Below are 23,362 nucleotides of genomic sequence, written 5' to 3' on the forward strand. Positions count from 1 at the left end.
GGGTTCTCAAGCTAAATCGGAAAGCTAGGGTTGTGTCCTAGTTGGCCCCCCCCCCAAACATAGAACCCTAACTCATGCCGCAAACAGAGTCTTCCGGGGACGCCCTCGCTTAACGGGGCACCTATCACCCACTTGAGTGGCAGTGTGAGCTACGCTTCGCAGCAACTCAGCTTCATCCCACAGAAGAATTCGGCCAACTCTCTTCGGATGCGGTATTACCCCTTGCTTCATGTAAGTGGTAATCGTTCGAACTGTGACGCGCAACATTGCAGCCACTTCCTTCTTTTTCAAATACATCGCTTCTCCCTAAATTTGAGTATAGGAAGAAATTCACGATGAACATCAGATTCTAGGAAAAAGATTGATAGCGTTCGGCAGCTCCGCAAGTCGCGAGGCAGTCGTGCTTGCGTCGAGCCGAATGTAATGCTTCTCTAAAGTACGAAGGTCCTGATGCCCCGAAAACAATGCTGCCTCAGGCAAGTTCAAGCCACAATCCTGCACCAGCCGACTTAGCGCCTCACGTCGACAGTCGTGAAGCCTCACATCGAAAATATCGGCCTTATCAGCAGACTGTCTCCAGATGCTACTAAAGTTTCCGGGTGAAATTGTGAAAATGGAACCGAATTTTTGAGGCTTCAATTCTTGCAAAATTCTAATTGCTCCTGGTAGCAAAGGTACGTCGCGTGCATGTACTTTAGTTTTCGTCCCATATCCCGGGGCTTGTAAACGTACAACGCTTCTTTTGAAATCAACGTCTTCCCAACGCAATGAAACTACTTCAGAGCGACGAAGCGAAGTGAGAACTGCAAGAAGTACAGCTGCCTTAGCTTCAGGATTGCTTATGTTGCTGAGGATGTCATTCAACTCATCATTAGCAATGCGCCGGCTTCGAGGTTTGGCGGCCTCAGGGAGCTCCATGTGCATCAAATAGTGTGATTGCCATTGAGCACCAAACGACGACCAACGAGGGCTGATTCTTAAATATTTTGTAATCGCTCGTCTTAGTAAATTCAACTCATGGCGTACAGACTGCGAGCTAACAGGATGAACTTCGCTAGGAAACTCTCTGCCCTTCTTCCGACGTGCATAACGTTGATGCTTTGTAAGCGGCTTACCATTCTCGTCAACGCCTAAGGCAAGGACTCTATTGGGCGGGCGCCCCGAGCCATATTTCCCGCTCAAACGGTCAAGTTTCCAGGTGCCAATCAATTTCTCATTAAGCTGGTCAAGCGTATTCTGGCCAAAGCACTTGCGCAGTAAGGCAAGACGCGATTTCTCAGAGGCTTTACCAGCAAGTTTTGAAAGCTCGGAGCTTTCAAACTCGTCAAAAACGTCAGACAAATGGATAGATGCCAGAGGGTTTTGCGGCCCCGTTGGTAGGCGAGCTTGGCTCAAATAGTGGGCAGGACTATAAGGCTCTGAAGGTTTGGCGAGACCGGTAATTTCTTCGAGGAACTCAACTCGACGCCGACGAGCCCATGCAAGACCCTCTGCCTTTACATCACATGTGTAGCTATCTTTTAGGTGACGGACTTGGACTTTGAACCTAAACGCTCCACATCGAACTTCGAGGTAGATGTTCTTTTCGATTGTGCAGCTTTTTTGTTTTGACATAGCGTAACTCCTTAAGGTGGAGTGACGTATAGGCAGATTTGTCCTATGTCATGAACCAAGATGGCAAATATATTTGCCCAGAATCTTTCCCAAAAACTTTCCCAAATCATGAGAAGGAATCCCAGCATGCCGAAAAAGCATACTAAAAGCCCGTCATTATTGGTGCGGCTGGCTGGAATCGAACCAGCGACCCTTGGCTTCGGAGGCCAATACTCTATCCACTGAGCTACAGCCGCGCTGGAGGGGATTTCTGAAGTGAGCCGTAGGATACCGTTTTATTCGTTCTGCGTCCATGGAAAGTGTCGTTTTGCGCGCTAACTCGTTTCCTAGCAGGCATTTTTGAGTCTATAATCGCCGATCAAGTAGAGCCTTTGCTCGGCTGTTGGTTGATCTTTTCACCCCCATCCGACTCTCAAATCAGTCTGTTAAGGAAATCATGAGCGACGCACATAACGAACACGAATCCGCCATCAAAACGCCTAAGCAGCTGGTCGCTGCTGTTATCGGCTTCTTCGCCGTAGTCATCATCGGTATCGTCCTGCTGGTTCAGTATGTCACCACCGACAAGCTGACCGGCCGTGGTTCGAACAGCCAGGAACCGGATGAGATCGCTGCCCGTCTGGCACCGGTTGCCGACAACGGCTTTACGCTGAAAGATGTGAGCGGTCCTAAAGTGCTGCAAACGGGCGAAGCCATCTACACCTCCACTTGCGCAGCCTGCCACGGCAGCGGCGCAGCCGGTGCACCGAAATTCGGCGACGCAGGCGCATGGGGTGCCCGTATTGCTCAAGGTTTCGATACGCTGGTTAAACACGCTAACGAAGGTCTGCGCGCCATGCCAGCCAAAGGCGGCAATCCTGAACTGGCCGACGTGGAAATCGCCCGCGCCGTAGCCTACATGGGCAACGCTGCAGGCGGCAAGTTCAAAGAACCGGAAGCACCAGCTGCTGCCGAAGCCAAATAAGCGCTATCAGCGCGCAGAAAAAAACCGGCCAGATGGCCGGTTTTTTTTCGTCCTCACCCAGCCTTAGCTGCACAGGCCCGGCGCCTTGCGCTCGGCGAAATAGCGGTAGGTAAAGGTGCGCATCGGGTACTTGGTCAGCGCGATCTCGAACGCGGGCGGCTGCACATCGAAACGCTCGGGCAGTTTTTCCTTCACGCGCAGACGCACACGCCAGATGGTTTCATCACCCGTCGCACCGGCCACCAGCATGTCCGGCACTTTCGGGATCACGTCGACGATTTCGGCGCGCGAATTGGTGGCGCGCTGATAGAAGCTGACCAGTTCGGCCTTGGCCAGCACGGGACCATGCGGTGCTGTCACCAGATATTCGCGGCTCAGGAACATGGCGCGTTCACCGCGCGGCACCAGATACACAAAGGTGAACTCGGTGCTGCCATCGGCCTGCACCTGCGGCGAGGTGGTGGAGATGCTCACGCCACGGGGCAGGTTGTAGCGCGAGCCTTCCTGCCAGTCGCGGCATTCGGGCGTTTTCGCCATGTACAGATCGACGGGCGTAAAACTATCACCGCAACCGGACAGCAGCACAGCAGTTAAAACAGGTACGACATAACGCAGACGCATGGTTCAACAACTTCCTCGATGATCAAGCCGCTAGTGTACCGCACAATAAAAAAGGGCCGCATCGCTGCGGCCCTCTTACTCGGCTAGTACCGGCTTACCACATGATCACGCGGTCTTTCGGTGCCAGATACATCTTGTCGCCCGGCTTCACGTCGAACGCGTCGTAGAAGCCCGGCTGGTTACGCATGGTGCCGTTGGCGCGGAATTTACCCGGCGAGTGCGGATCGGTCTTGATCTGCACGATCTGCTGGGCTTCACGCATTTTCATACGCCATACCTGAGCAAAGCCCATGTAGAAGCGCTGGTCGCCCGTCAGACCGTCGATGACGGGAGCTTTCTTGCCTTTCAGCGACAGCTTGTAAGCTTTGTAGGCAATCGCCACGCCGCTGTTGTCGGCAATGTTCTCGCCCAAGGTCAGTTCGCCGTTGACGTTATAGCCAGGCAGCGGGCTGAACTGGTTGTACTGCTCGACCAGCATCTTGGTCTTGGCCGCGAAGTTCTTGTGGTCGGCAGCCGTCCACCAGTCACGCAGATTGCCGTCGCCATCGTACTGGGCGCCCTGATCGTCGAAGCCGTGGCTGATTTCATGGCCGATCACGCCGCCGATGGCGCCGTAGTTGACGGCATCATCCGCATCCGCATTGAAGAACGGTGCCTGCAGTATCGATGCAGGGAACACGATTTCATTCATTTCCGGATTGTAGTAGGCATTCACGGTCTGTGGCGTCATGCCCCACTCGTCGCGGTCGATCGGTTTGCCCAGCTTGTTCAGTTCCTTGTTGTATTCGAACTGGCGCGAACGCAGCATGTTACCGACCAGATCATCCTTGGCGATCACCAGCTTGGAGTAATCGCGCCAGTGGTTAGGGTAGCCGATCTTGGTGGTGAACTTGGCCAGCTTGGCTTGCGCCTGCTTCTTGGTGGTCGGGCTCATCCAGTCCAGCTTGTCGATGCTGGTCTTATAGGCGGCCAGCAGGTTTTTCACCAGCACTTCCATGCGGGCTTTACGCTCGGCCGGGAAGTATTTCTCGACATACAGCTTGCCCACGGATTCACCCAGTGCGCCTTCGGTGGTCGAGACGGCGCGCTTCCAGCGTGGACGCATTTCCGTGACGCCGCTCAGCACGGTGCCGTAGAAGGCAAAGTTCTCATCCACGAAGGCTTTGCTCAGGTAAGGCGCACCAGCGCGCAGCAACTGCCACTGGAAGTAGGATTTCAGCGTATCGACCGGCGTTGCGGCCAGCAGCGCGGTCATGCCCTTCAGGTAGCTAGGCTGGCCAACGATCACATAATTGACCTTGCCAGCGATGCCGGCAGCGCTCAGGTAAGCGTTCCAGTCGTAACCGGGTGCCACTTCGGCCAGCTTGGCAATGTCCACCTTGTTGTAGGCTTTGACTGGATCGCGCAGTTCCACCTTGGTCCATTGCAGCTTGGCCAGTTCGGTTTCGAACGCGACGATCTGCTTGGCGGTAGCAGCGCTGTTGGCGTCGCCGGCCAGTGCCAGCATCTTGGCTATGTGCTGTTCGTATTTGGCCAGTGCGTCCGCCAGTTTGGCGTCGTCGGCTTTCAGGTAGTAATCACGGTCCGGCAGGCCCAGACCATCCTGGCCCAGATCGACCACGTATTTGGTGGAATCCTTGTTGTCCTGATGGATGCCGAAGCCGAACGGGGCCGACACGCCGATTTCACCCATGTGGGCGATCAGCGCTGGCAACTGGCTCTTGTCCGAGAACGCAGCAATCTTGTCCATCTCGCCTTTGAGCGGGCTCAGACCCAGTTGCTCCAGACGGGCTTCATCCATGAAGCTCGCGTACAGGTCGCCGATGCGCTGGGCATCCGCACCAGCCGACGGATTGGCGGCAGCGTTTTCGATAATCGCGCGCAGTTGCGGCTGGATGTCATCGCGCAGTTTGGCGAAGCTGCCCCAGCTCGATTTGTCGGCGGGGATTTCCGTGGTCGCCAGCCATTTGCCGTTCAGGTGGGCAAACAGGTCGTCCTGTACACGGACGGCAGGGTCGATGTATTCGACGGCGATACCGGAAGCCAGGGTTTTAGGAGCAACTTTGGCACTGGCCGGAGCAACACTTTTGGTATTGTCGGCAGCACCTGCGAGACCCGCGATCAGGCTCAGGGTCAGGGCACTTACGAGATGACGTTTCACGTTTTATCCTTCTTGATAGGGAAACAAAGAGGCCGATACACAATGATGGGCCGGACTAATTTATAGCACACGGCCCACCCCGGATAAAGGCTTACCACATATTGACGCGTTCTTTCGGCGCCAAATACATTTTATCGCCGGGTTTTACCTCAAAAGCGTTGTAAAAACCGGCTTGATTACGCAGCGTGCCATTGGCGCGGAAGCGGTCCGGCGAGTGCGGATCGGCTTTCAGATAAACGATTTGCTGGGCATCGCGGATCTTGCTGCGCCATACCTGGGCAAAGCCCATGTAGAAGCGCTGGTCGCCCGTCAGGCCGTCGATCACGGGTGCGGGCTGGCCTTGCAGTGACAACTGGTAAGCTTTGTAGGCAATCGCCGCACCGGAATTGTCGGCAATGTTCTCGCCCAGCGTCAGCTCGCCATTCACGCGGTAACCGGGCAGCGGGCTGAACGCGTTGTACTGCTTGACCAGCATCTTGCTGCGCGCGGCGAAGTTTTTGTGATCGGCTGCCGTCCACCAGTCGCGCAGATTGCCGTCGCCATCATACTGGGCGCCCTGATCGTCGAAGCCGTGGCTGATTTCATGGCCGATTACGGCACCGATGGCGCCGTAGTTAACCGCATCATCGGCTTCCGCATTGAAGAACGGCGGCTGCAGGATCACGGCCGGGAACACGATTTCGTTGAGTTCAGGGTTGTAATAGGCGTTCACCGTCTGCGGTGTCATGCCCCACTCGGCACGGTCGATAGGCTTGCCCAGCTTGTTCACTTCCTTGGCATACTCGAAAGCGTGCGAACGCTGCACATTGCCCACCAGATCATCGGCCTTGACCGTCAGCGCCGAATAGTCACGCCACTTGTCGGGATAGCCTATCTTCACCATGAACTTGGACAGCTTGTCCTGCGCCTGCTGCTTGGTGGCAGGCCCCATCCAGTCCAGCGTCGTGATGCTTTGCCTGAAAGCGGCCAGCAGGTTCTGCACCAGCGCTTCCATGCGCGCCTTGCGTTCGGCCGGGAAGTACTGCTGCACATACAGCTTGCCCAGACTTTCACCGAGCGCGCCATCGGTCGCGTTGACGGCGCGCTTCCAGCGCGGCTGCTGTTCCTTCACATCGCTGAGCACCGTGCCATAGAAGGCAAAATTCTCGCGCGCAAACGGCTGCGACAGATAGGCCGCATGGGCATGGATCACCTGCCAGCGGAAATACGCCTGCCAAGTGGCCAGCGGCGTAGTTTGCAGCAGCCCGTTCACGCCCTTGATAAAGCTGGGCTGGCTCACGATCACGTAATCGACCTTGCCGCCTATGCCAGTATCGGCCAGCCAGGTGGTCCAGTCGAAACCGGGCGCCAGCTTGTTCAGCTGGGCCAGCGGCACCTTGTTGTAGGCTTTGACAGGATCGCGCAGCGCCACTTTGTCCCACTGCAGCTTGGCTAGCGCCGTTTCCAGCGCAACGATGGCGCGTGCCTCGGCATCGGGCTGGGTGCTGCCGGCCAGCGCCAGCATGCGACTCACATGCTGCTGGTATTTGGCCAGCGTGTCGGCCATCTTGCGGTCCGACTTTTTCAGATAGTAGTCGCGGTCCGGCAGGCTCAGGCCATCCTGAGCGAGATCGGCCACGTAGCGCGTGGAATCCTTGTTGTCTTGATGGATCAGGAAGCCGAACGGCGCCGTCACACCGAGTCGGTGGTAATGGGCAAACAGTGCTGGCAACTGGGCCTTGTCACGCAAGGCGGCCACCCGGTCCAGCTCTGGCTGGATGGGACTCAGGCCCAGTTGCTCCAGCCGCGCTTCATCCATATAGCTGGCGTAGAAATCGCCAATGCGCTGGGCATCGCTGCCAGCCTGCTTGTTGCTGTCATTCGCCGCCGCTTCGATCAGGGCGCGCAGCTGCGGCTTGGTGTCGTCATCGAGTTTTTCGAACGAGCCCCAGCTCGATTTATCGGCCGGGATTTCCGTCTGCGCCAGCCAGCGGCCATTCACGTGATTAAAGAAATCATCCTGCGCACGCACACTGGTATCGGCACCGGCACGGTCCACGCCGGCCAGTTTGGGCTGGGCCTGTACGCCGGCCGTGGCCAGCAGCCCCAGCATCAATGCACTCAACAGATAGGTTTTCAAAGCGGACTCCCGTGATGGACGGTGAAGGAATGGAACATAGCAAAGGCAGAACAATAACAAAAAGGCCACGGTATGTGTCATACCGTGGCCTTTTTTATTGCGTGGAAACGATTACCAGATATTTACCCGCTGTTCCGGCGCAACATACATCTTGTCGCCCGGCTGCACGCCGAACGCTTCATAGAAGCCGGCCTGATTGACCAGCGTGCCATTGGCGCGGAACTGGCCCGGCGAGTGCGGATCGGTCTTGATCAGCACGATCTGCTGCTTGTCGCGTACTTTGGCGCGCCACACTTGCGCAAAGCCCATGTAGAAGCGCTGGTCGCCCGTCAGGCCATCGATCACGGGGGCAGGTTTGCCACCCAGCGACAGCTTGTACGCCTTGTAGGCAATGGCCAGACCGGAGTTGTCGGCGATGTTCTCGCCCAGCGTCAGTGCACCGTTCACGTTATAGCCTTTGACAGGGCTGTAGGCGTCGTACTGCTTGACCAGCGCATCCGTCTTCAGCTTGAAGTTGGCGCGGTCCTGCTTGCTCCACCAGTCGCGCAGATTGCCGTCGCCATCGGACTGGCTACCCTTGTCGTCGAAACCGTGGCTGATTTCATGACCGATCACGGCACCAATGGCGCCATAGTTGACGGCATCATCAGCGCGCGCATCGAAGAATGGCGGTTGCAGTATCGCGGCCGGGAACACGATTTCATTTTTCGACGGGTTGTAATACGCATTCACCGTCTGCGGCGTCATGCCCCATTCTTCACGGTCGACCGGCTTGCCCAGTTTCTCCACCATGCGCTGGTAGGAGAAAGTCGTCGCGCGCATGGAGTTACCGATCAGGTCATTCTTCTTGACGGCCAGCGCACTGTAGTCGCGCCATTTGTTCGGGTAGCCGATTTTCGGCGTGAACTTGGCCAGCTTGGCCTGCGCTTCCGTCTTGGTTTCAGGGCTCATCCAGTCCAGCGCATCGATGCTGGTCTTGTAGGAAGCCAGCAGATTCTGCACCAGCACTTCCATGCGAGCCTTGCGCTCAGGCGGGAAATGCTGCGCCACGTACAGCTTGCCCAGCACTTCACCGAGGCTGCCCTCCACCAGACTGACGGCCGACTTCCAGCGCGGCGGCTTGACGGCCACGCCCGTCAGCACGGTGCTGAAGAAGGCGAAATGGGCATCGGCGAAATCATGCGACAGATACGGCGATGCACGGCGCAGCAGCGTCCATTCGAAGTAAGCCTTCCACGTGGCCAGTTCGGTCTTCTCCATCACGCTGTTCAGCGCCGTGAGGTAGCTAGGCTGGTTGACGATCACGTAATCGGTCTTGCCGGCCACGCCCGCTGCGGCCAAAGCGCCCTGCCAGTCATAGCCGGGCGACAGCGCGGCCAGTTCCTGCAAGCCCATCTTGTTGTAGCGTTTGACGGGATCGCGGTTCTCGACTTTGGTCCACTGCACTTCGGCCAGCGCCGTTTCCAGTGCCACGATGGCTTTCGCGCTGGCTTCCGGCTCGCTATGGCCGGCCAGCTTAAGGATGTGGGCGATGTGGGCCTGATACTTGGCCAGCACGCTGGCCATTTCGGCGTCATCTTTTTTCAGATAGTAGTCCCGGTCGGGCAGACCCAGACCGCTCTGGGAAATACCCACCGCGTACATGGTGGAGGCACGCGCGTCCTGGCTCACATAGATGCCGTAAGGCGTGCTCACGCCGATTTCGCTCAGGTGGGCGATCAGGCGCGGGAAGGCTTTCTTGTCCTTGATGCCGCGGATGTGATTGAGTTCGCCCGCGAGCGGTTTCACGCCCAGCGCATCGAGCTGCTTCTCGTCCATGAAGCTGGCATACAGATCACCGATCTTCTGCGCATCGCTGCCAGCCTTGTGTTTCTTGTCGGCGTCGGCCGCTTCGATAATGCTGCGCAGTTGCGGCAGCACGTCGTCGCGCAGCTTGGCAAACGTGCCCCAGCTGGATTTGTCTTCAGGGATTTCGGTGGTTTTCAGCCACGTACCATTCAGGTACTGGAAGAAGTCATCCTGCGCGCGTACGCTGCGGTCGATGAACTGGGTGTCGATGCCCGAAATCGGCGCCGCATCATGGGCGCTGGCAAAAGCAGCCATCAGGCTCAGGGCCAGCGTGCTCACAACAAAACGTGTTTTCAATTGAGGTCTCCGTTAGAACTTCAGTTCGTATTTGACGCTCCAGGCCACATAGGTCTGGTTGCTGGTGTAGGCTGCTTGTGACAGCCCGTTGGTGGTGACGATATTGCTACCGAGCGCGCTTTCCGCCATCAGGTTATTGGCCGAGATGCGTAGCTGCTGCAGGCTGTCGATTTTCCACAGGCCGTAGACATCGAACGAGCGCTTGCGGCTGGTGCCGATTTCCTGCGTCAGACTGCTCTGCACCAGCGTCGGTGCGGTCCAGTTCATATTCGCGCCCAGCGTCAGCGGCAGCGCCTTCATGCGGTAATCCATGCCCAGATTGGCGGTCTGCTTGGGCTGCGAGTCCAGATGGTTGTTCGGGCCGGGAATGTCGTCCACGCTGGACCAGAAGCGGCTGTAGTTGGAACGCAGATCGATGGCCGGGCCCTGCTGCAGCAATTCCTGCAGCTGGAACTTGGCTTCCAGTTCTATGCCCTTGGTGCGGGCATGGCCGATGTTCTGCGGCGTGGAGACCCAGCGTAGCCCGGTCGAGGTCTGTTCCTGCTGCACGACACGGCGGATCAGATTATCGATGTTACGGACAAAGCCCGTTGCGCTGATGATGCCGCTGCGGCCCACATAATGTTCATAGGCCAGATCGAGGCCGGTGGCCAGTTCCGGCTTCAGGTTCGGATTGCCCGTGCGGTCGGGACGGGTGGCGCTATTCAGGCGTGCGATCGATGGCAGCGCAATCAGGTCCTGCACATTGGCCGCCTTGTAGCTACGCGTCAGACTGGCGCGCAACTGGTCCTTCTCGCGGCCCGGGATGCGGTACACCGCATGCAGCAAGGGACTGAACACGCTGCTGCTGTTGTTGATATCGCCCGTAGCGCGGCTGCTGGTGGTGCGTATGCCTTCCCAGCGCAAGCCGCCATAACCCGACCATTGCGAGGAGATATCCCATTCATCCTGTGCGTACAGGGCCAGACGGCGGCTATCGGCCGTCAGGTTATCGCCCGATTCGGCAAACTGCGGCACGCCGTTCTGGTCGACCGATACCTTGGTTTCCACACGGTGGCCCAGTTCCACATCCCAGCCCGCGGCCAGACCGTGGTTGCGGCCCAGCGGCGTGGTGTATTTGCCGCCGCTATTGAAACTGTGCTCGCGCACGGACGAGGTATCGCTAAAGCTGTCCTGCAACTTGCCCGCGCCATCGTACTGGGCGCGCTGGGTATCGTTATCGCTGCTGCCATGACCGAAGCCGAACTTCACATCGAGCTTGGAGGCGCCTTCCAGCTTGTGGATCCAGTTACCGAAGCCGCGCATAAAAGTGCCCGAGTAATGGGTCTTGCTCAGCGCCGCCACATATTCGGGCGGCTGCTGCAAGGCTGGCGGCACCAGTCCCGTGTTCTGGCCCAGATCGCTGCGCGCATCGCCATGACTGCGGAAACTCATGATGAAGGGCTGGAAGTTGAGCGTATCGCCCCCCTCGAATTTATACGACAGGCGCGGCGTGAAGTGCACGCCATAGGCCGTGCGGCGGCTCTGATCAAGTACGTTCTGGTCCTTGAGCACCACGCCATCGGCGCGGGTGTCGCGGTTATAGGTCAGGGTGTTATCGTGGGGCAGATTTTCGAACAGCGATGCCGACAGCAGATAGGTGAGCTGGCCCACTTTGCCGGGCGCCGTCAGCGATACGTTCGGCGCATGGCGGCCCTGTTCTATGGTGTCGGTCAGCTTGAGCTGCTTGTCGCGCTGCTGGTAGCCATCGCGCAGCACGATGTTGATGGTGCCGGCAATCGCTTGCGCGCTGTGTTCAGCCACAGGGCCGCGCATGATTTCTACCCGCTCCACCTGATCGGGCGACAGCGATTCCATGGAAAAACCGGCCGGCGGCCGTTCGCCATTCAGCAGCACCTGGGTATAGCCATTGCCCATGCCGCGCATGCGCACATCACCGCCACGGCCGGGACGGCCACCGAGCGTCACGCCGGGCAAGCGCTTGAGCACATCGCCCAGATTGCTGTCGCCATTGCGGTCCAGCTCTTCGCGGCTAAAAATCTGTTTGCCGGCAACGGAGTTGCGGCGCTCATCGAGATCGCTCGCGCGTCCACCCGTGACATTCACCTGTTGCACGGGCTTGCCGTCCGGTCCCAGCAGGGGCTTGCTGGCGGAGCCGCCCAGTTCGTTTTGCGCGATCGCATTGGACGCGCCCAGCAGTGCCATACAGGCGTAAGGAATCAGTTTGCTCATAGGGCCGCTATTTTACTGGCAGCCCTCAGGACAAACGCATACCGTCGCAGAATGTTACTTTACGATACACAGCCGCTGGCAGCAGCCGTGCTCAGCCTTAGTTTTAGCTGTTATTTCATCAGCCACCACCACCGGGCATGTGCAGGTTCAGGCTGCTGCCACCGGGGCCGCTGATACTGGCGCCGCCACCGCCACGCCGGCCGCCGCCATGACGCCCGTCGCCGCCTTCTTCGCGGCGCGGGCCAGCACCAGCGCCACCGCCACCGCCATGCTCAGGCACGCGTAGCAACTGCTCGGCCACCAGTTGCACCACCGTCTGACGCTGGCTTTCGCTCAGCGCATCATTGACGGTCAGCCACCATTCGCGCAACAGCTTTTCCTCGTTCGCGGCCGAGGCCGCTTCTGCTTCGACGGCGCGGGCCAGATCGCGCAGTTCCACATTCGTGCCCTTCAGGCCATCCTGCAAGGCCGATTGCATCTGTTCGCGCCGGCTCTGGCGTTCGCGCAACAGGTTGCGCGTCTTGTTCTCCGTCTGCTGCCACAGGATCAGCTGGTTGCTGTTCAGGTTGAGCGACTTTTTCAGCTCGGCAGCCATGGGCAAATAATCCTCGGCGCGCATTTCCATCGCTGGCAAAGCCCAGGCAGGCGCCAGCGCAGCGCCCAGCACCAGCGCGGCCATACTACGGCGCCAGCCCCTCTTCATTCTTGCTTGCATACACACTCCATCACTTGGGGTCAGGTCGGGCAAAGGGGCCTCTGCACCAACGCCCGACCTGACCCCGCCGTAAAAAAAAAAGCCTGCGCTTGGGGCGCAGGCGGAAAACCACTTCAGGGTAGAGAGAAATACGAGTTCAGTGTAGGCCGCGTTTTCGCAGGCGGAAGGGCTTCTTACATTTGCTTACCGACCTTTACGCCATCTATACAAGCTGCAAGAAATTGCAAATTTATTAGCCGCCTAGACGCTGCTGGTGTGCCGGTTTTGTCAAGCCGGGCCGTGGTAAATCCGGGTAAAGGTATAAATCATTTCGTGACGGCTAAAACGCTTTCCGGAAATCAGGTTTATACTGAAATCCAGCACGTTGCCGCGAATACTCAAGGGCGGCCACTGCACTCTGCAACATTAGATAGGTGGCAATATGGGCAAGAAACTCAAGAATACTGGCCTGATCGGCCTCGGTGTCGTGGCCGGCATTGCCGTGTCGCTGCAATTCTCGGCCATGGCGCAAAAGCCGGTGGAACAGCCGCTGCCGCTGGAAGAATTGCGCCAACTGGCCGATGTGTACGGCCTGATCAAATCGGACTATGTGGAAAAAGTCGATGACAAGAAGCTGCTGACGGAAGCCATTTCCGGCATGGTGGCTTCGCTCGATCCCCATTCCGCCTACCTCGACAAGCGCGCCTACGCCGAACTGCGCGAAGGTTCGCAAGGCAAGTTCGTCGGCCTCGGCATCGAGATCGGCGAAAGCGAAGATGGCTATATCAAAATCGTCGCGCCCATCGAAGATTCGCCGGCCTGGCGCGCCGGCATCAAGCCGGGCGACCTGATCAGCCGGCTCGACAACAGCCCCGTCAAAGGCATGAGTCTGGAAGACTCGATCAAGAAAATGCGCGGCGAGCCCCATAGCAAAGTCAGCCTGACGGTGCTGCGCAAGGGCGAGCCGGAGCCGCTGGTATTCCAGCTCACGCGCGAAGAAATCCAGCAGAAAAGCGTGAAGGGCAAAATCGTCGAACCCGGCTATGCCTGGCTGCGCATTGCCCAGTTCCAGGATCCCACGGTAGACGATCTGGCGGCCAAGATCACCGAACTGTACAAGCAGGACCCCAATCTGAAAGGGCTGGTGCTCGATCTGCGCAACGATCCGGGCGGCGTGCTGCAAGGCGCCATCGGCGTGGCGGCGGCCTTCCTGCCCAAAGATGCGGCCATCGTCTCGACCAATGGCCAGCTATCCGACTCCAAGCAGATTTTCTATGGCCGCCCCGAATACTATGCCGTGCATAACGAGAGCGATGCATTGGCCAAGCTGCCCGCCGCCATCAAGCAGATCCCGCTGGCCGTGCTGGTCAACAGCGGTTCCGCCTCGGCGTCCGAAATCGTCGCCGGCGCACTGCAGGATTACAAACGGGCCCAGATCATCGGCAGCCAGACTTTTGGCAAGGGCAGCGTGCAGACCATACGCCAGCTCACGGCCGATACGGCCGTCAAGCTGACCACGGCGCGCTACTACACGCCGAACGGCCGCTCCATCCAGGCCAAGGGCATAGTGCCCGATCTGGCCGTGGACGAATATGCCGATGGCGACGGCCTGAATGCCCTGCGCCCGCGCGAAGCTGATCTGGACAAGCATCTGGTCAATGACCGCGATCAAGAAGGTGTGCGGGCGCGCCACGAAGAGCCGGAAGAGCAACTGCGTCTGGTGGCACAGGAGAAGAAGCGCAAGCCACTCGAATACGGCAGCGGCGAAGACTTCCAGCTACAGCAGGCGCTCAACCATCTGAAGGGCTTGCCCGTGCAGATGGCCAGACCGGAAACCAGAGTGGTGCAGGCTGGCGCAGCTTCCGCCGGCCATGGCGGCGGCAAATAAGCCGTCTGAGGCTGTGGCTAAAATGGCGGCGCCTGCGGGGCGCCGCTTTTAATTTCGCCTATCGTGCAGTCATTGTGTAGAATTTGCGTCATTAATGGTGCAAGCCATTGCCTAATTTGAAAGTTTAACTATGAAACAAGCCGTCATCAGCGGTACCGGTCTCTACACCCCAGCCCAGTCCATCTCGAATGAAGAGCTGGTGCAGTGCTTTAATACGTACGCCGAGCAATTCAATGCCGAGCATGCCGCAGCCATTGCCGACGGCAGTGTGACGGCGCTGGAACTGTCCAGCGTGGCCTTCATCGAAAAAGCTTCGGGCATCAAGTCGCGCTTCGTGATGGAGAAAAGCGGCATCCTCGATCCGCAGCGCATGGTTTCGCGCATCGCCGAACGCAGCGACGACGAACTGTCGCTGCAGGCGGAAATCTGCGTGGCCGCAGCCCGTCAGGCACTCGAGCGCGCCAACCGCACTGCGGCCGATATCGACATGGTGCTGGTGGCCTGCTCGAATATGCAGCGCGCCTATCCGGCCATGGCGGTGGAAGTGCAAGGTGCACTCGGTATCGAAGGCTATGGCTTCGACATGAACGTGGCCTGCTCCTCGGCCACCTTCGGCATCCAGCAAGCCGTTGCGGCCGTGCAGAGCGGCCAGGCGCGTGCCGTGCTGGTACTCAATCCGGAAATCACCAGCGGCCACCTGAACTGGCGCGACCGCGACAGCCACTTCATCTTCGGCGATGCCTGCACTGCCATGGTGATCGAAGCGGCCGACACGGCCACCGGCGCGCAGCGCTGGGAAATCGTCGAGAGCAAGCTGAAAACCAGCTTCTCCAACAACATCCGCAACAACTTCGGCTTCCTCAACCGCTTCGACGAGACAGGCGTGGGCCAGCCGGACAAACTGTTCCGCCAGCAGGGCCGCAAAGTGTTCAAGGATGTCTGCCCGATGGCGGCCGAAATGATCAAGGACACCATCGCCGGCGCCGGTCTGGAAGTGCCGCAGGTAAGCCGTTACTGGCTGCATCAAGCTAACCTGAACATGAACCTGCTGATCAGCCGCATGGTGCTGGGCCGCGACGCCGAACCGGGCGAAGCACCGGTGATTCTGGACACCTACGCCAACACCTCGTCGGCCGGTTCCGTGATCGCCTTCCACAAGCACTCGGACGATATGCAGCCGGGCCAGCTCGGCGTGATCTGCTCGTTCGGCGCCGGTTACTCGATCGGCTGCGTGGTCGTCAAACGCCTGTAATCAGGCTTCTTCACCACTGGCCGGCAGCCTGCCGGCCAGCACTCGGCAGGCTGGCGCAGTAGACCATGAAATTTCTCCCCCTCGATGCCAGCGCCAGCGAACCGCTCTACCGCCAGATCTACACGCGCCTGCGCAATGCCATCACGGAGGGCCTGTTGCAGGCGGGCGACCGGATTCCTGCCGCGCGTGCGCTGGCACTGGAACTGGGGCTGGCACGGGGTACGGTGGAATCGGCCTATGCCCTGCTGGTAGCGGAAGGCTATGTCGAAGCGCGTGCTCAGGCCGGCTCCTTCGTCACCAGCGCGCTGGCCCGCCGCACAGCCGTCACACCATCTCAGCCGCCACTGCCGGCGCACGATAATCTGGGCCATGCTGCCAGCTCCACCCTGCCCTTCCAGATGGGCATACCGGCGCTGGACGCGTTCCCGCGCAAGCTGTGGGCGCGGCTGGCTGCACGTGCCGTACGCGCCACCGGAGCGGACGACATGATCTACCCGGCCTGGGCCGGCCTGCCCGAACTGCGCAGCGCGATTGCAGCCTATCTGCAGCTATCACGTGGCATCAACTGCACACCGTCGCAGGTATTCATCACCAGCGGCTACCGCAACAGCATGGAGCTGGTAGCGCGCGCCCTGCTGCAGCCGACCGATCAGGTCTGGGTGGAAGACCCCGGCTATCCGCCCACGGCCGAACTGCTGCGCGCAGCCCACCTGCAGCCGGTCCCCGTGGCCGTCGATGGCGAAGGTCTGATGGTGGCGCACGGCATCGCCAGCGCGCCGCGCGCGCGTGCCGCCATCGTTACGCCGGCCCATCAGAGCCCGCTGTGCGTTGCGCTGTCGCTGCCACGCCGGCTCGCCTTGCTCGACTGGGCCGCGCAAGCCGGTGCCTGGGTAGTGGAAGACGATTACGACGGCGAATACCGCTATCAGGGCCGGCCTCTGCCCGCACTGCAAAGCCTGGACCGCAACGGCCGCGTGCTGTACTCGGGTACCTTCAGCAAGGTACTGTTCCCGGCCATACGGCTGGCCTATCTGGTGGTGCCACCGGCACAGGTGCCGCGCTTCGACGAAATCAGCCGCACCTTTGCGGCCGGCGGCGCCACGCTGATGCAGCAGATCGTGGCCGACTTCATCAACCAAGGCCATTTCGCCCGCCATATCCAGCGCATGCGCCGCCTGTACGGCGAGCGCCGCCAGTTGGCCGCCAACGCACTCACTGCCGTACTGGGCAAGCACATGCTGGTCGATCCCCAGCCGGGCGGCATGCATCTGGTGCTGCGCATGAAGGGCCGCCATACCGACCGCACGCTGGCAGCACGCATGCGCGCGCATGGCATGGCGGCACATGCGCTGTCCGAGCGCGGCATGCTGCCGCACGGCGCCTCGGCGCTGCTGCTGGCCTTCACCAACATCGATACGCCGGCCCGCGCGCGGGCACTGGGCCAGCGCATACTCAAACTTATGGACTAGACTGAATCCCACTTCTTGGCTCTACTGCACTAGGCCATCAACCCGCACAATGATTCCATCGTAACCACCCCAGGAAGGGAATCATCATGAGCAAACGTCTGGAAGTCTTCAAACTGGCAGCACAACCCTACCAGCACCTGCTGGCCATCAAGGACTACGTTTCCGCCGCGCTGCCGGCCGAGCTGCTGGAACTGGTCTATCTGCGCGTGTCGCAAATCAATCACTGCGCCTTCTGCATCGATATGCACACGCGCGATCTGCTGAAGCTGGAAGTGGACACGCAGAAGATCGCCCTCCTGCCCGTGTGGGATGAAGCGGCACCGCTGTTCAGCGCAGCGGAACGTGCTGCGCTGGCCTGGGCCGAGAGCGTCACCCGCGTCGAGCAGACCCGCGTGCCGGACGATGTGTACCAGCACGCACTGGCCGTGCTGGGCGAACAGACCCTGGCCGATCTCACCGTCGCCGTCACGCTGATGAATGCTTTCAACCGCTTCAGCGTCAGCATGCGCCGCGCACCGGCCGCGCTGGCTGCACTGGCCTGATCCTGCCAGAACCGGCCCTTGCGCCTTCTGTCATGACGCGCTGAAGGCCAATCCGGCCAGTGCGGCCCCGGCAACGCTCCAGCTTGTGCTACGCTGCGGCTTTCAGCCCGCCTTTAGCCACAGGAGCCGCGCCCGCATGCATCACAACCTCAGCCTGATCACCACCATCGCCGCAGCACTAGGAACCGGGCTGCTGTTCGGCTATATCGCCACCCGCCTCAAGCTGCCGGCACTGGTCGGCTATCTGGCGGCCGGCATCATCATCGGCCCGGCCACACCGGGCTTCGTGGCAGATACGGTGCTGGCCGGCCAGCTGGCCGAAATCGGCGTGATGCTGATGATGTTCGGGGTCGGCCTGCACTTCTCGCTGGACGACCTGTGGGCCGTACGCAAGATCGCCCTGCCCGGCGCCATTCTGCAAATCGGCTTCGCGACGGCACTCGGCATGGGGCTGGCGCTGTACTGGGGCTGGAGCGTGGGCGGCGGTCTGGTGTTCGGGCTGGCGCTATCCGTGGCCAGCACGGTGGTGCTGCTGCGCGCACTGGAAGAACGCAGCATTCTCGATAGCCTGAACGGGCGCATCGCCGTGGGCTGGCTGGTGGTGGAAGATCTGGTGACGGTACTGGTACTGGTGCTGCTGCCGGCACTGGCCGGTCCGCTCGGCGGCAGCCTGCCCGCCACAGCCCAGCATGACGCAGGCGGCAGCCTGTGGACCACGCTGGCCATCACACTGGGTCAGGTGGCGGCCTTCATCGCCCTGATGCTGGTGGTAGGCCGCAAGCTGTTCCCTTGGATACTCTGGCAGGTCGCGCGCACCGGCTCGCGCGAGCTATTCACGCTGTGCGTGATCGCCGCCGCCGTGGGCATCGCCTACGGCTCCACCCACTACTTCGGCGTATCGTTCGCACTGGGCGCCTTCTTTGCCGGCATGGTGCTGCGCGAATCGGCACTGGCCCACCGCGCGGCGGAAGAATCGCTGCCCTTGCGCGACGCCTTCGCCGTACTGTTCTTCGTCTCGGTCGGTATGCTGTTCGAACCGGCCATCATCATCGAACAACCTTTGAAACTGCTGGCCGTGGTGTTCATCATCGTGTTCGGCAAATCCATCGTGGCGTTTTTGCTGGTACTGCTGCTGCGCTATCCTGCCAAGAGCGCGCTGCTGATCTCGGCCAGTCTGGCGCAGATCGGCGAGTTCTCCTTCATTCTGGCGGCGCTGGGCCTGTCGCTGGGACTGATGCCGGCCGAAGGCCAGAGCCTGATCCTGGCTGGCGCCATCATCTCGATTGCACTCAACCCGCTGGTGTTCCATACCCTGACGCCGCTGGAGCGCCTGCTAGGCCTCAACAGCAAGCTGGCGGCACGCTTCGAACGCACCACCGACCCGCTGGCCATGCTGCCCATGTCGGTGCCGCAGGAGCAGCTCTCGGGCCATGTTGTGCTGGTGGGCTATGGCCGCGTAGGGCGGCGCATCGCCGATGCGCTGGAAGCACAAGGCATCGCCGTGGTGGTGGCGGAGCAGAACCGCGAACTGGTGGATGCACTGCGCCAGCGCGGCATCCACGCCGTGGCCGGCAATGGCGGCGAAACGTCCGTGCTGATACAGGCCCACGTGGCGCGCGCCGCCATGCTGGTGATCGCCACGCCCGACACTTTCGAAGTACGCGCCATGATAGAAACGGCGCGCACGCTGAACCCGCACATCCAGACCGTGGTGCGCACCCACAGCGACAGCGACGCGGAACTGCTGCGCAGCGAGCGCGCTGGCGAAATCTTTATGGGCGAGCAGGAGCTGGCCAAGGGCATGAGCGCCCACGTACTCGCACAGTTCGCACAGAAACAGCAACGGCCGCACTAAACTAGCTGCGGCCGTTGCGCTGACAGGTTGCCCGCAGCAGTAATGCTAGCGGGCGGCTACATTCAGAAGCGCGCGGCCAGTTCGGCACCTTCGCGGATGGCGCGCTTGGCATCGAGTTCCGCCGCCAGCGCAGCGCCGCCTATCTTGTGGAAGCGCGGCCAGCCCGGATGGCCTTTGATTTCCTCTTCGCTCGGCATCAGCTCGTTCAGGCTGTCCTGACCGGCGCACACCACCACGTTATCGACCGACAGCAAGCGCTGTTCGCCGCCCACGGTGATATGCAGGCCCTGATCGTCGATGCGGTCATACTGCACGCCGGACAGCATCACCACGCCGTTACGTGCCAGCACGGCACGGTGTACCCAGCCCGAGGTCTTGCCCAGCCCAGCACCCGGCTTGGAAGTCTTACGCTGCAGCAGATACAGCTGGCGCACCGGCTCCGGCTGTTCGGCCGGGGTCAGGCCACCGGCCGTATTGCCCTGCAAATCCACGCCCCATTCGCGCGCCCATACGTCGAGCGCCAGCGGCAGCGGGTGGCGGCTGTCATGCAGCAGGTATTCGCCCATATCGAAACCGATACCGCCCGCGCCGATGATGGCCACGCGCTTGCCCACCGGCGCCTTGTTCTGCAAGACATCCACATACGACAGCACTTTCGGATGGTCTATGCCCTCGATAGGCGGACGGCGCACCTTGATGCCGGTGGCCACCACCACTTCATCGTAGCCATCCTGTATCAACTGTTCGCGGCTGACACGCACGCCGAGGCGCAGCTTGACGCCGGTGATTGCCAGCTTGCGTTCGAAGTAGCGTATCGTCTCGCGGAATTCTTCCTTGCCCGGCACCTGCATGGCGATGCGGAACTGACCACCGATTTGTTCATTGCCATCGAATAGCGTCACGTCATGACCGCATTCGGCTGCCACCGTGGCGGCCGACAGGCCGGCAGGACCGGCACCCACCACGGCCACGCGGCGCTTCTTCTGCGCCGGCGCATATACCAGTTCCGTTTCGTGGCAGGCACGCGGGTTCACCAGGCAGCTCGCGCGCTTGTTCGAGAAAGTGTGATCGAGGCAGGCCTGATTACAGCCGATACAGGTATTGATTTCGTCGGCGCGACCTTGCGCGGCCTTGTTGACGAAGTCCGCATCGGCGAGGAAGGGACGGGCCATGGAAATCATGTCGGCATCGCCGCGGCGCAGTATGTCTTCCGCTTCGTTCGGCATATTGATGCGGTTCGAAGCCACCACAGGGATGGTCACTTCGCGCCGCAGCCGGCCGGCCAGGCTGGCAAAGGCGCCGCGCGGCACCGACGTCACGATGGTCGGTACGCGCGCTTCGTGCCAGCCGTAGCCGGAATTCAGGATGGTCACGCCGGCATGCTGCAGCGCCTTGGCTACTGTCACCACGTCTTCCCAGGTATTGCCGCCTTCGACCAGATCGAGCAGCGAATGGCGGTACATGATGATGAAATCAGGGCCCACTTCGGCGCGTATGCGCTTGACGATTTCCACCGGCAGGCGCATGCGGTTTTCGATACTGCCGCCCCAGCGGTCGGTGCGCAGATTGGTGCGCGCACACAGGAACTGGTTGAGCAGATAGCCTTCGCTGCCCATCACTTCCACGCCGTCGTAGCCGGCATCACGCGCCAGCTTGGCGCAGCGCGCGTAATCGCGGATAGTGGCTTCGATGCCGGCTTCCGTCAGTGCGCGCGGCTTGAACGGCGAGATCGGCGATTTTTTATCCGAGGCCGACACCACCAGCGGCTGATAGCCATAGCGGCCTGCATGCAGGATCTGCATCAGGATCTTGCCGCCTTCTTCGTGCACGGCTTTGGTGACGCGGCGGTGATTCAGCACGTCGCCCTTGAAATTGAGCGTGCCGCCGAACGGCAGCAGCCAGCCGGACCGGTTAGGCGAGATACCGCCCGTGACGATCAGCCCCACGCCACCACGCGCCCGTTCGCGGTAGAACGCGGCCAGTTTGCCGTAGTGGTAGAAGCGGTCTTCCAAACCGGTGTGCATCGATCCCATCATCACGCGGTTGCGCAATTTGGTGAAGCCGAGATCGAGGGGGGCCAGCAGATGAGGATAATTTGTCATTGTCGTTGTTATATCAGACCTAGGGATCACGGCATTAAAACCCAAATCTCTAGATCCGGGCTTCTAAAGTCCCCCTGCAAGAGGTGGAATAGCCGTGAGCGTGTGCTCGCGCACTTGTATTCTGCACCCCTTTCCCTTACGCTGACACGATGACGCGATTCTTTCTGTTTCTGTTGTTTTCCGTGAGCTGGGCCCCGCTGGTGCAGGCGCAGACGGCGCGCCCGGAACTGCCCAAGCTCGAAGTCTCGGTCAACCGCATCGAAATCGACGGCCAGAAAATGTATGAAGTCGATGCCACCGGCACCGTCTCGACGCCGCTGCCGCGCGTGTGGAAAACCCTGACCAACTATGAACGCATGGCCGACTTCGTGCCCGATATGGAGTCGTGCAAAGTCCTGTCGCGCAATGGCAATGAAGTGGTGATCGAACAATTCGGCGTGGCCCGCTTCCTGTTCATGACGCGTGCCATCCATCTGATCGTGCGCGCCACCGAGCAGCCCATGTCGTCTATCGACATTGCGCTGGTTTCGGGCGATATGAAGCACTACGAATCGCACTGGGAGCTGATCCCCGTGCCGGAAACGGGCGGCACCAAGGTGGTGTACAGCGGCCGCCTGATGCCGAACTTCTATGTGCCCGGCATCCTTGGGGCCAAGATGGTGCGCGGCGATATCGAGCGCATGATGGGCGCCGTGCTGGCACGGCTAGAACGGCGCGAGGACGCCCGCTGACGTGCGGGCCTAACCTGAAAATCAGGCCAGATAAGTATCGCGCTTGCGCAGCTCGGCGAAGTTTTCCAGACTGCCAACCTTGATCAGCACAGGATTGAGGCTCAGATTGGCCTGCATGGCGCGCCATGCAAACTGCCATTCCTGCTCCGGCGCTTCGGCCGCCGTCTTGCTGAAGGCTGCGCCCAGAGCCGCGCGCACGCCATATTCCACCGCACCGTCGATGCCCGCCCAGCTAGGCAAGGCACGCTGCACGGCACGGTGTACACGCTCGCCGAATTCTTCCGTGTTATGGATGATCAGGCAGCTATCGGCGGCAAACAATTCAAACAGCTTGGGCTCCCATACTTGCGAGAAGCTCAGCGTCAGGCAGTTGGCCGCCGGGGTCAGGATGAACTGGCCCTGCGTGAGCGCCAGCTCCAGATCTTCGTGGATGCCATAGCGGTACAGGGTGGGGGGGCGTTGATAGTCGTGCATAAAAACTCTTACTGGTCAGGTTATTTGAGCGGGCGGCGCACGTGGCGGTGCGAACGCATGGAAGCCGAGGCGATGAAAATCTCGCGCAGCAGATAGTAGAAGCTGCCGATCAGCGCCAGCATGGCCACGACGAACATGCCCGCAATATATTTGTCGAGCGCGATATTGGTAATATCGCCCAGGAATAGCATGGCAATCACCAGACAGATCAGCAGCCCGCAGGCAGTCGACAGGGTGATCGAAGAATTGATCAGGTGCGAACGCTGGTAGAGCACGTCCAGCTCGTTCAGATAGACGTCGCTATAGCCCACATCGAGGCGGTCTTCCAGCACACGCGAGCGGTCGATAATACGCGCCAGCCGGTTGGTCAGTACCATCAGATTGGTACATACCCCCGTCAGCAGGAACACCGGCGCAATCGCTAGCTGGATGATATGGCCTACGTCGCCAACTTGTATATTCATGGAAACAATGAGTAGTGAAGTACCGCTAGTGTAAC

Annotated in this window: 18 protein-coding genes and 1 tRNA gene; 7 read left to right on the top strand and 12 right to left on the bottom strand. The window is 60.2% G+C overall.

Translation table 11 applies throughout. The features are described from left to right. Nucleotides 1-72: 72 nt before the first annotated feature. From GM655_RS23320 to GM655_RS15055, 3 genes are all read right to left on the bottom strand, one after another. Nucleotides 73-297, bottom strand: a complete 225-nt coding sequence (locus GM655_RS23320) for a helix-turn-helix transcriptional regulator (RefSeq protein WP_155435502.1) — start codon at nt 295-297, stop codon at nt 73-75. A gap of 45 nt (nt 298-342) precedes the next feature. Next, entirely contained in the window at nt 343-1,614 is a 1,272-nt protein-coding gene (locus GM655_RS15050; RefSeq protein WP_155435503.1) for a site-specific integrase, read from the bottom strand. A gap of 160 nt (nt 1,615-1,774) precedes the next feature. Continuing rightward, a tRNA-Arg gene (locus GM655_RS15055) sits at nt 1,775-1,850 on the bottom strand. Between the two features lie 200 nt (nt 1,851-2,050). Between GM655_RS15055 and GM655_RS15060 the strand changes: the two genes are divergently transcribed. Continuing rightward, on the top strand, nt 2,051-2,578 hold the full coding sequence (locus tag GM655_RS15060) for a c-type cytochrome (protein ID WP_155435504.1): 528 nt from the start codon (nt 2,051-2,053) through the stop codon (nt 2,576-2,578). Nucleotides 2,579-2,641: 63 nt separating this feature from the next. On the opposite strand, the gene GM655_RS15065 is transcribed toward GM655_RS15060, so the two are convergent. The 6 genes from GM655_RS15065 to GM655_RS15090 all read right to left on the bottom strand — a co-directional run bounded on the left by GM655_RS15065 (nt 2,642) and on the right by GM655_RS15090 (nt 12,571). After that, entirely contained in the window at nt 2,642-3,199 is a 558-nt protein-coding gene (locus GM655_RS15065; RefSeq protein ID WP_155435505.1) for a hypothetical protein, read from the bottom strand. Nucleotides 3,200-3,293: 94 nt separating this feature from the next. Next, the gene (locus GM655_RS15070; RefSeq protein WP_371866835.1) at nt 3,294-5,360 is read right to left on the bottom strand and encodes a M13 family metallopeptidase; all 2,067 of its coding nucleotides are present in this window, start codon (nt 5,358-5,360) and stop codon (nt 3,294-3,296) included. A gap of 91 nt (nt 5,361-5,451) precedes the next feature. After that, nucleotides 5,452-7,452, bottom strand: a complete 2,001-nt coding sequence (locus tag GM655_RS15075) for a M13 family metallopeptidase (RefSeq protein ID WP_196308791.1) — start codon at nt 7,450-7,452, stop codon at nt 5,452-5,454. Between the two features lie 138 nt (nt 7,453-7,590). Further along, complete coding sequence (locus GM655_RS15080) at nt 7,591-9,582, bottom strand: M13 family metallopeptidase (RefSeq protein WP_155435802.1); 1,992 nt, start codon at nt 9,580-9,582, stop codon at nt 7,591-7,593. A 54-nt stretch (nt 9,583-9,636) separates the two neighbouring features. Continuing rightward, nucleotides 9,637-11,856, bottom strand: coding sequence for a TonB-dependent receptor plug domain-containing protein (locus GM655_RS15085; protein ID WP_155435507.1), 2,220 nt, complete (start codon nt 11,854-11,856; stop codon nt 9,637-9,639). 118 nt (nt 11,857-11,974) lie between these two features. Beyond that, on the bottom strand, nt 11,975-12,571 hold the full coding sequence (locus GM655_RS15090; RefSeq protein ID WP_155435508.1) for a hypothetical protein: 597 nt from the start codon (nt 12,569-12,571) through the stop codon (nt 11,975-11,977). Nucleotides 12,572-12,992: 421 nt separating this feature from the next. Between GM655_RS15090 and GM655_RS15095 the strand changes: the two genes are divergently transcribed. The 5 genes from GM655_RS15095 (at nt 12,993) to GM655_RS15115 (ending at nt 19,556) form a co-directional block, all read left to right on the top strand. Beyond that, nucleotides 12,993-14,438, top strand: a complete 1,446-nt coding sequence (locus GM655_RS15095; protein ID WP_155435509.1) for a S41 family peptidase — start codon at nt 12,993-12,995, stop codon at nt 14,436-14,438. Nucleotides 14,439-14,568: 130 nt separating this feature from the next. Beyond that, nucleotides 14,569-15,690 carry a beta-ketoacyl-ACP synthase III gene (locus tag GM655_RS15100; RefSeq protein WP_155435510.1) on the top strand — a complete coding sequence of 374 codons (1,122 nt, stop codon included), beginning with the start codon at nt 14,569-14,571 and terminating at the stop codon, nt 15,688-15,690. 65 nt (nt 15,691-15,755) lie between these two features. Continuing rightward, complete coding sequence (gene pdxR, locus GM655_RS15105) at nt 15,756-17,159, top strand: MocR-like pyridoxine biosynthesis transcription factor PdxR (RefSeq protein WP_155435511.1); 1,404 nt, start codon at nt 15,756-15,758, stop codon at nt 17,157-17,159. A gap of 86 nt (nt 17,160-17,245) precedes the next feature. Next, nucleotides 17,246-17,701 carry a carboxymuconolactone decarboxylase family protein gene (locus GM655_RS15110; protein WP_155435512.1) on the top strand — a complete coding sequence of 152 codons (456 nt, stop codon included), beginning with the start codon at nt 17,246-17,248 and terminating at the stop codon, nt 17,699-17,701. Between the two features lie 136 nt (nt 17,702-17,837). After that, nucleotides 17,838-19,556, top strand: coding sequence for a cation:proton antiporter domain-containing protein (locus GM655_RS15115; protein ID WP_155435513.1), 1,719 nt, complete (start codon nt 17,838-17,840; stop codon nt 19,554-19,556). A 62-nt stretch (nt 19,557-19,618) separates the two neighbouring features. Here the strand turns inward: GM655_RS15115 and GM655_RS15120 are convergent, their stop codons facing one another. Continuing rightward, on the bottom strand, nt 19,619-21,658 hold the full coding sequence (locus tag GM655_RS15120) for an NADPH-dependent 2,4-dienoyl-CoA reductase (protein ID WP_155435514.1): 2,040 nt from the start codon (nt 21,656-21,658) through the stop codon (nt 19,619-19,621). 149 nt (nt 21,659-21,807) lie between these two features. Between GM655_RS15120 and GM655_RS15125 the strand changes: the two genes are divergently transcribed. Then, a complete protein-coding gene (locus tag GM655_RS15125) occupies nt 21,808-22,389 on the top strand; it encodes an SRPBCC family protein (RefSeq protein ID WP_155435515.1) in 582 nt (193 codons plus the stop codon). Nucleotides 22,390-22,410: 21 nt separating this feature from the next. Here the strand turns inward: GM655_RS15125 and GM655_RS15130 are convergent, their stop codons facing one another. Together GM655_RS15130 and GM655_RS15135 are read right to left on the bottom strand one after the other, a co-directional pair. After that, the gene (locus tag GM655_RS15130; protein WP_155435516.1) at nt 22,411-22,863 is read right to left on the bottom strand and encodes a hypothetical protein; all 453 of its coding nucleotides are present in this window, start codon (nt 22,861-22,863) and stop codon (nt 22,411-22,413) included. Nucleotides 22,864-22,883: 20 nt separating this feature from the next. Further along, the gene (locus GM655_RS15135) at nt 22,884-23,327 is read right to left on the bottom strand and encodes a DUF2721 domain-containing protein (RefSeq protein WP_155435517.1); all 444 of its coding nucleotides are present in this window, start codon (nt 23,325-23,327) and stop codon (nt 22,884-22,886) included. Nucleotides 23,328-23,362: the final 35 nt, after the last annotated feature.

The sequence above is a fragment of the Pseudoduganella danionis genome (genome assembly GCF_009720775.1).
Lineage (GTDB): Bacteria > Pseudomonadota > Gammaproteobacteria > Burkholderiales > Burkholderiaceae_D > Rugamonas > Rugamonas danionis.

Bases quoted from the DNA above. Each gene is read 5' to 3' on its own strand.
- GM655_RS23320 (WP_155435502.1), bottom strand. From the start codon at position 297: ATGTATTTGAAAAAGAAGGAAGTGGCTGCAATGTTGCGCGTCACAGTT.
- GM655_RS15050 (WP_155435503.1), bottom strand. From the start codon at position 1,614: ATGTCAAAACAAAAAAGCTGCACAATCGAAAAGAACATCTACCTCGAA.
- GM655_RS15060 (WP_155435504.1), top strand. From the start codon at position 2,051: ATGAGCGACGCACATAACGAACACGAATCCGCCATCAAAACGCCTAAG.
- GM655_RS15065 (WP_155435505.1), bottom strand. From the start codon at position 3,199: ATGCGTCTGCGTTATGTCGTACCTGTTTTAACTGCTGTGCTGCTGTCC.
- GM655_RS15075 (WP_196308791.1), bottom strand. From the start codon at position 7,452: ATGCTGGGGCTGCTGGCCACGGCCGGCGTACAGGCCCAGCCCAAACTG.
- GM655_RS15080 (WP_155435802.1), bottom strand. From the start codon at position 9,582: ATGGCTGCTTTTGCCAGCGCCCATGATGCGGCGCCGATTTCGGGCATC.
- GM655_RS15085 (WP_155435507.1), bottom strand. From the start codon at position 11,856: ATGAGCAAACTGATTCCTTACGCCTGTATGGCACTGCTGGGCGCGTCC.
- GM655_RS15090 (WP_155435508.1), bottom strand. From the start codon at position 12,571: ATGCAAGCAAGAATGAAGAGGGGCTGGCGCCGTAGTATGGCCGCGCTG.
- GM655_RS15095 (WP_155435509.1), top strand. From the start codon at position 12,993: ATGGGCAAGAAACTCAAGAATACTGGCCTGATCGGCCTCGGTGTCGTG.
- GM655_RS15100 (WP_155435510.1), top strand. From the start codon at position 14,569: ATGAAACAAGCCGTCATCAGCGGTACCGGTCTCTACACCCCAGCCCAG.
- pdxR (WP_155435511.1), top strand. From the start codon at position 15,756: ATGAAATTTCTCCCCCTCGATGCCAGCGCCAGCGAACCGCTCTACCGC.
- GM655_RS15110 (WP_155435512.1), top strand. From the start codon at position 17,246: ATGAGCAAACGTCTGGAAGTCTTCAAACTGGCAGCACAACCCTACCAG.
- GM655_RS15115 (WP_155435513.1), top strand. From the start codon at position 17,838: ATGCATCACAACCTCAGCCTGATCACCACCATCGCCGCAGCACTAGGA.
- GM655_RS15120 (WP_155435514.1), bottom strand. From the start codon at position 21,658: ATGACAAATTATCCTCATCTGCTGGCCCCCCTCGATCTCGGCTTCACC.
- GM655_RS15125 (WP_155435515.1), top strand. From the start codon at position 21,808: ATGACGCGATTCTTTCTGTTTCTGTTGTTTTCCGTGAGCTGGGCCCCG.
- GM655_RS15130 (WP_155435516.1), bottom strand. From the start codon at position 22,863: ATGCACGACTATCAACGCCCCCCCACCCTGTACCGCTATGGCATCCAC.
- GM655_RS15135 (WP_155435517.1), bottom strand. From the start codon at position 23,327: ATGAATATACAAGTTGGCGACGTAGGCCATATCATCCAGCTAGCGATT.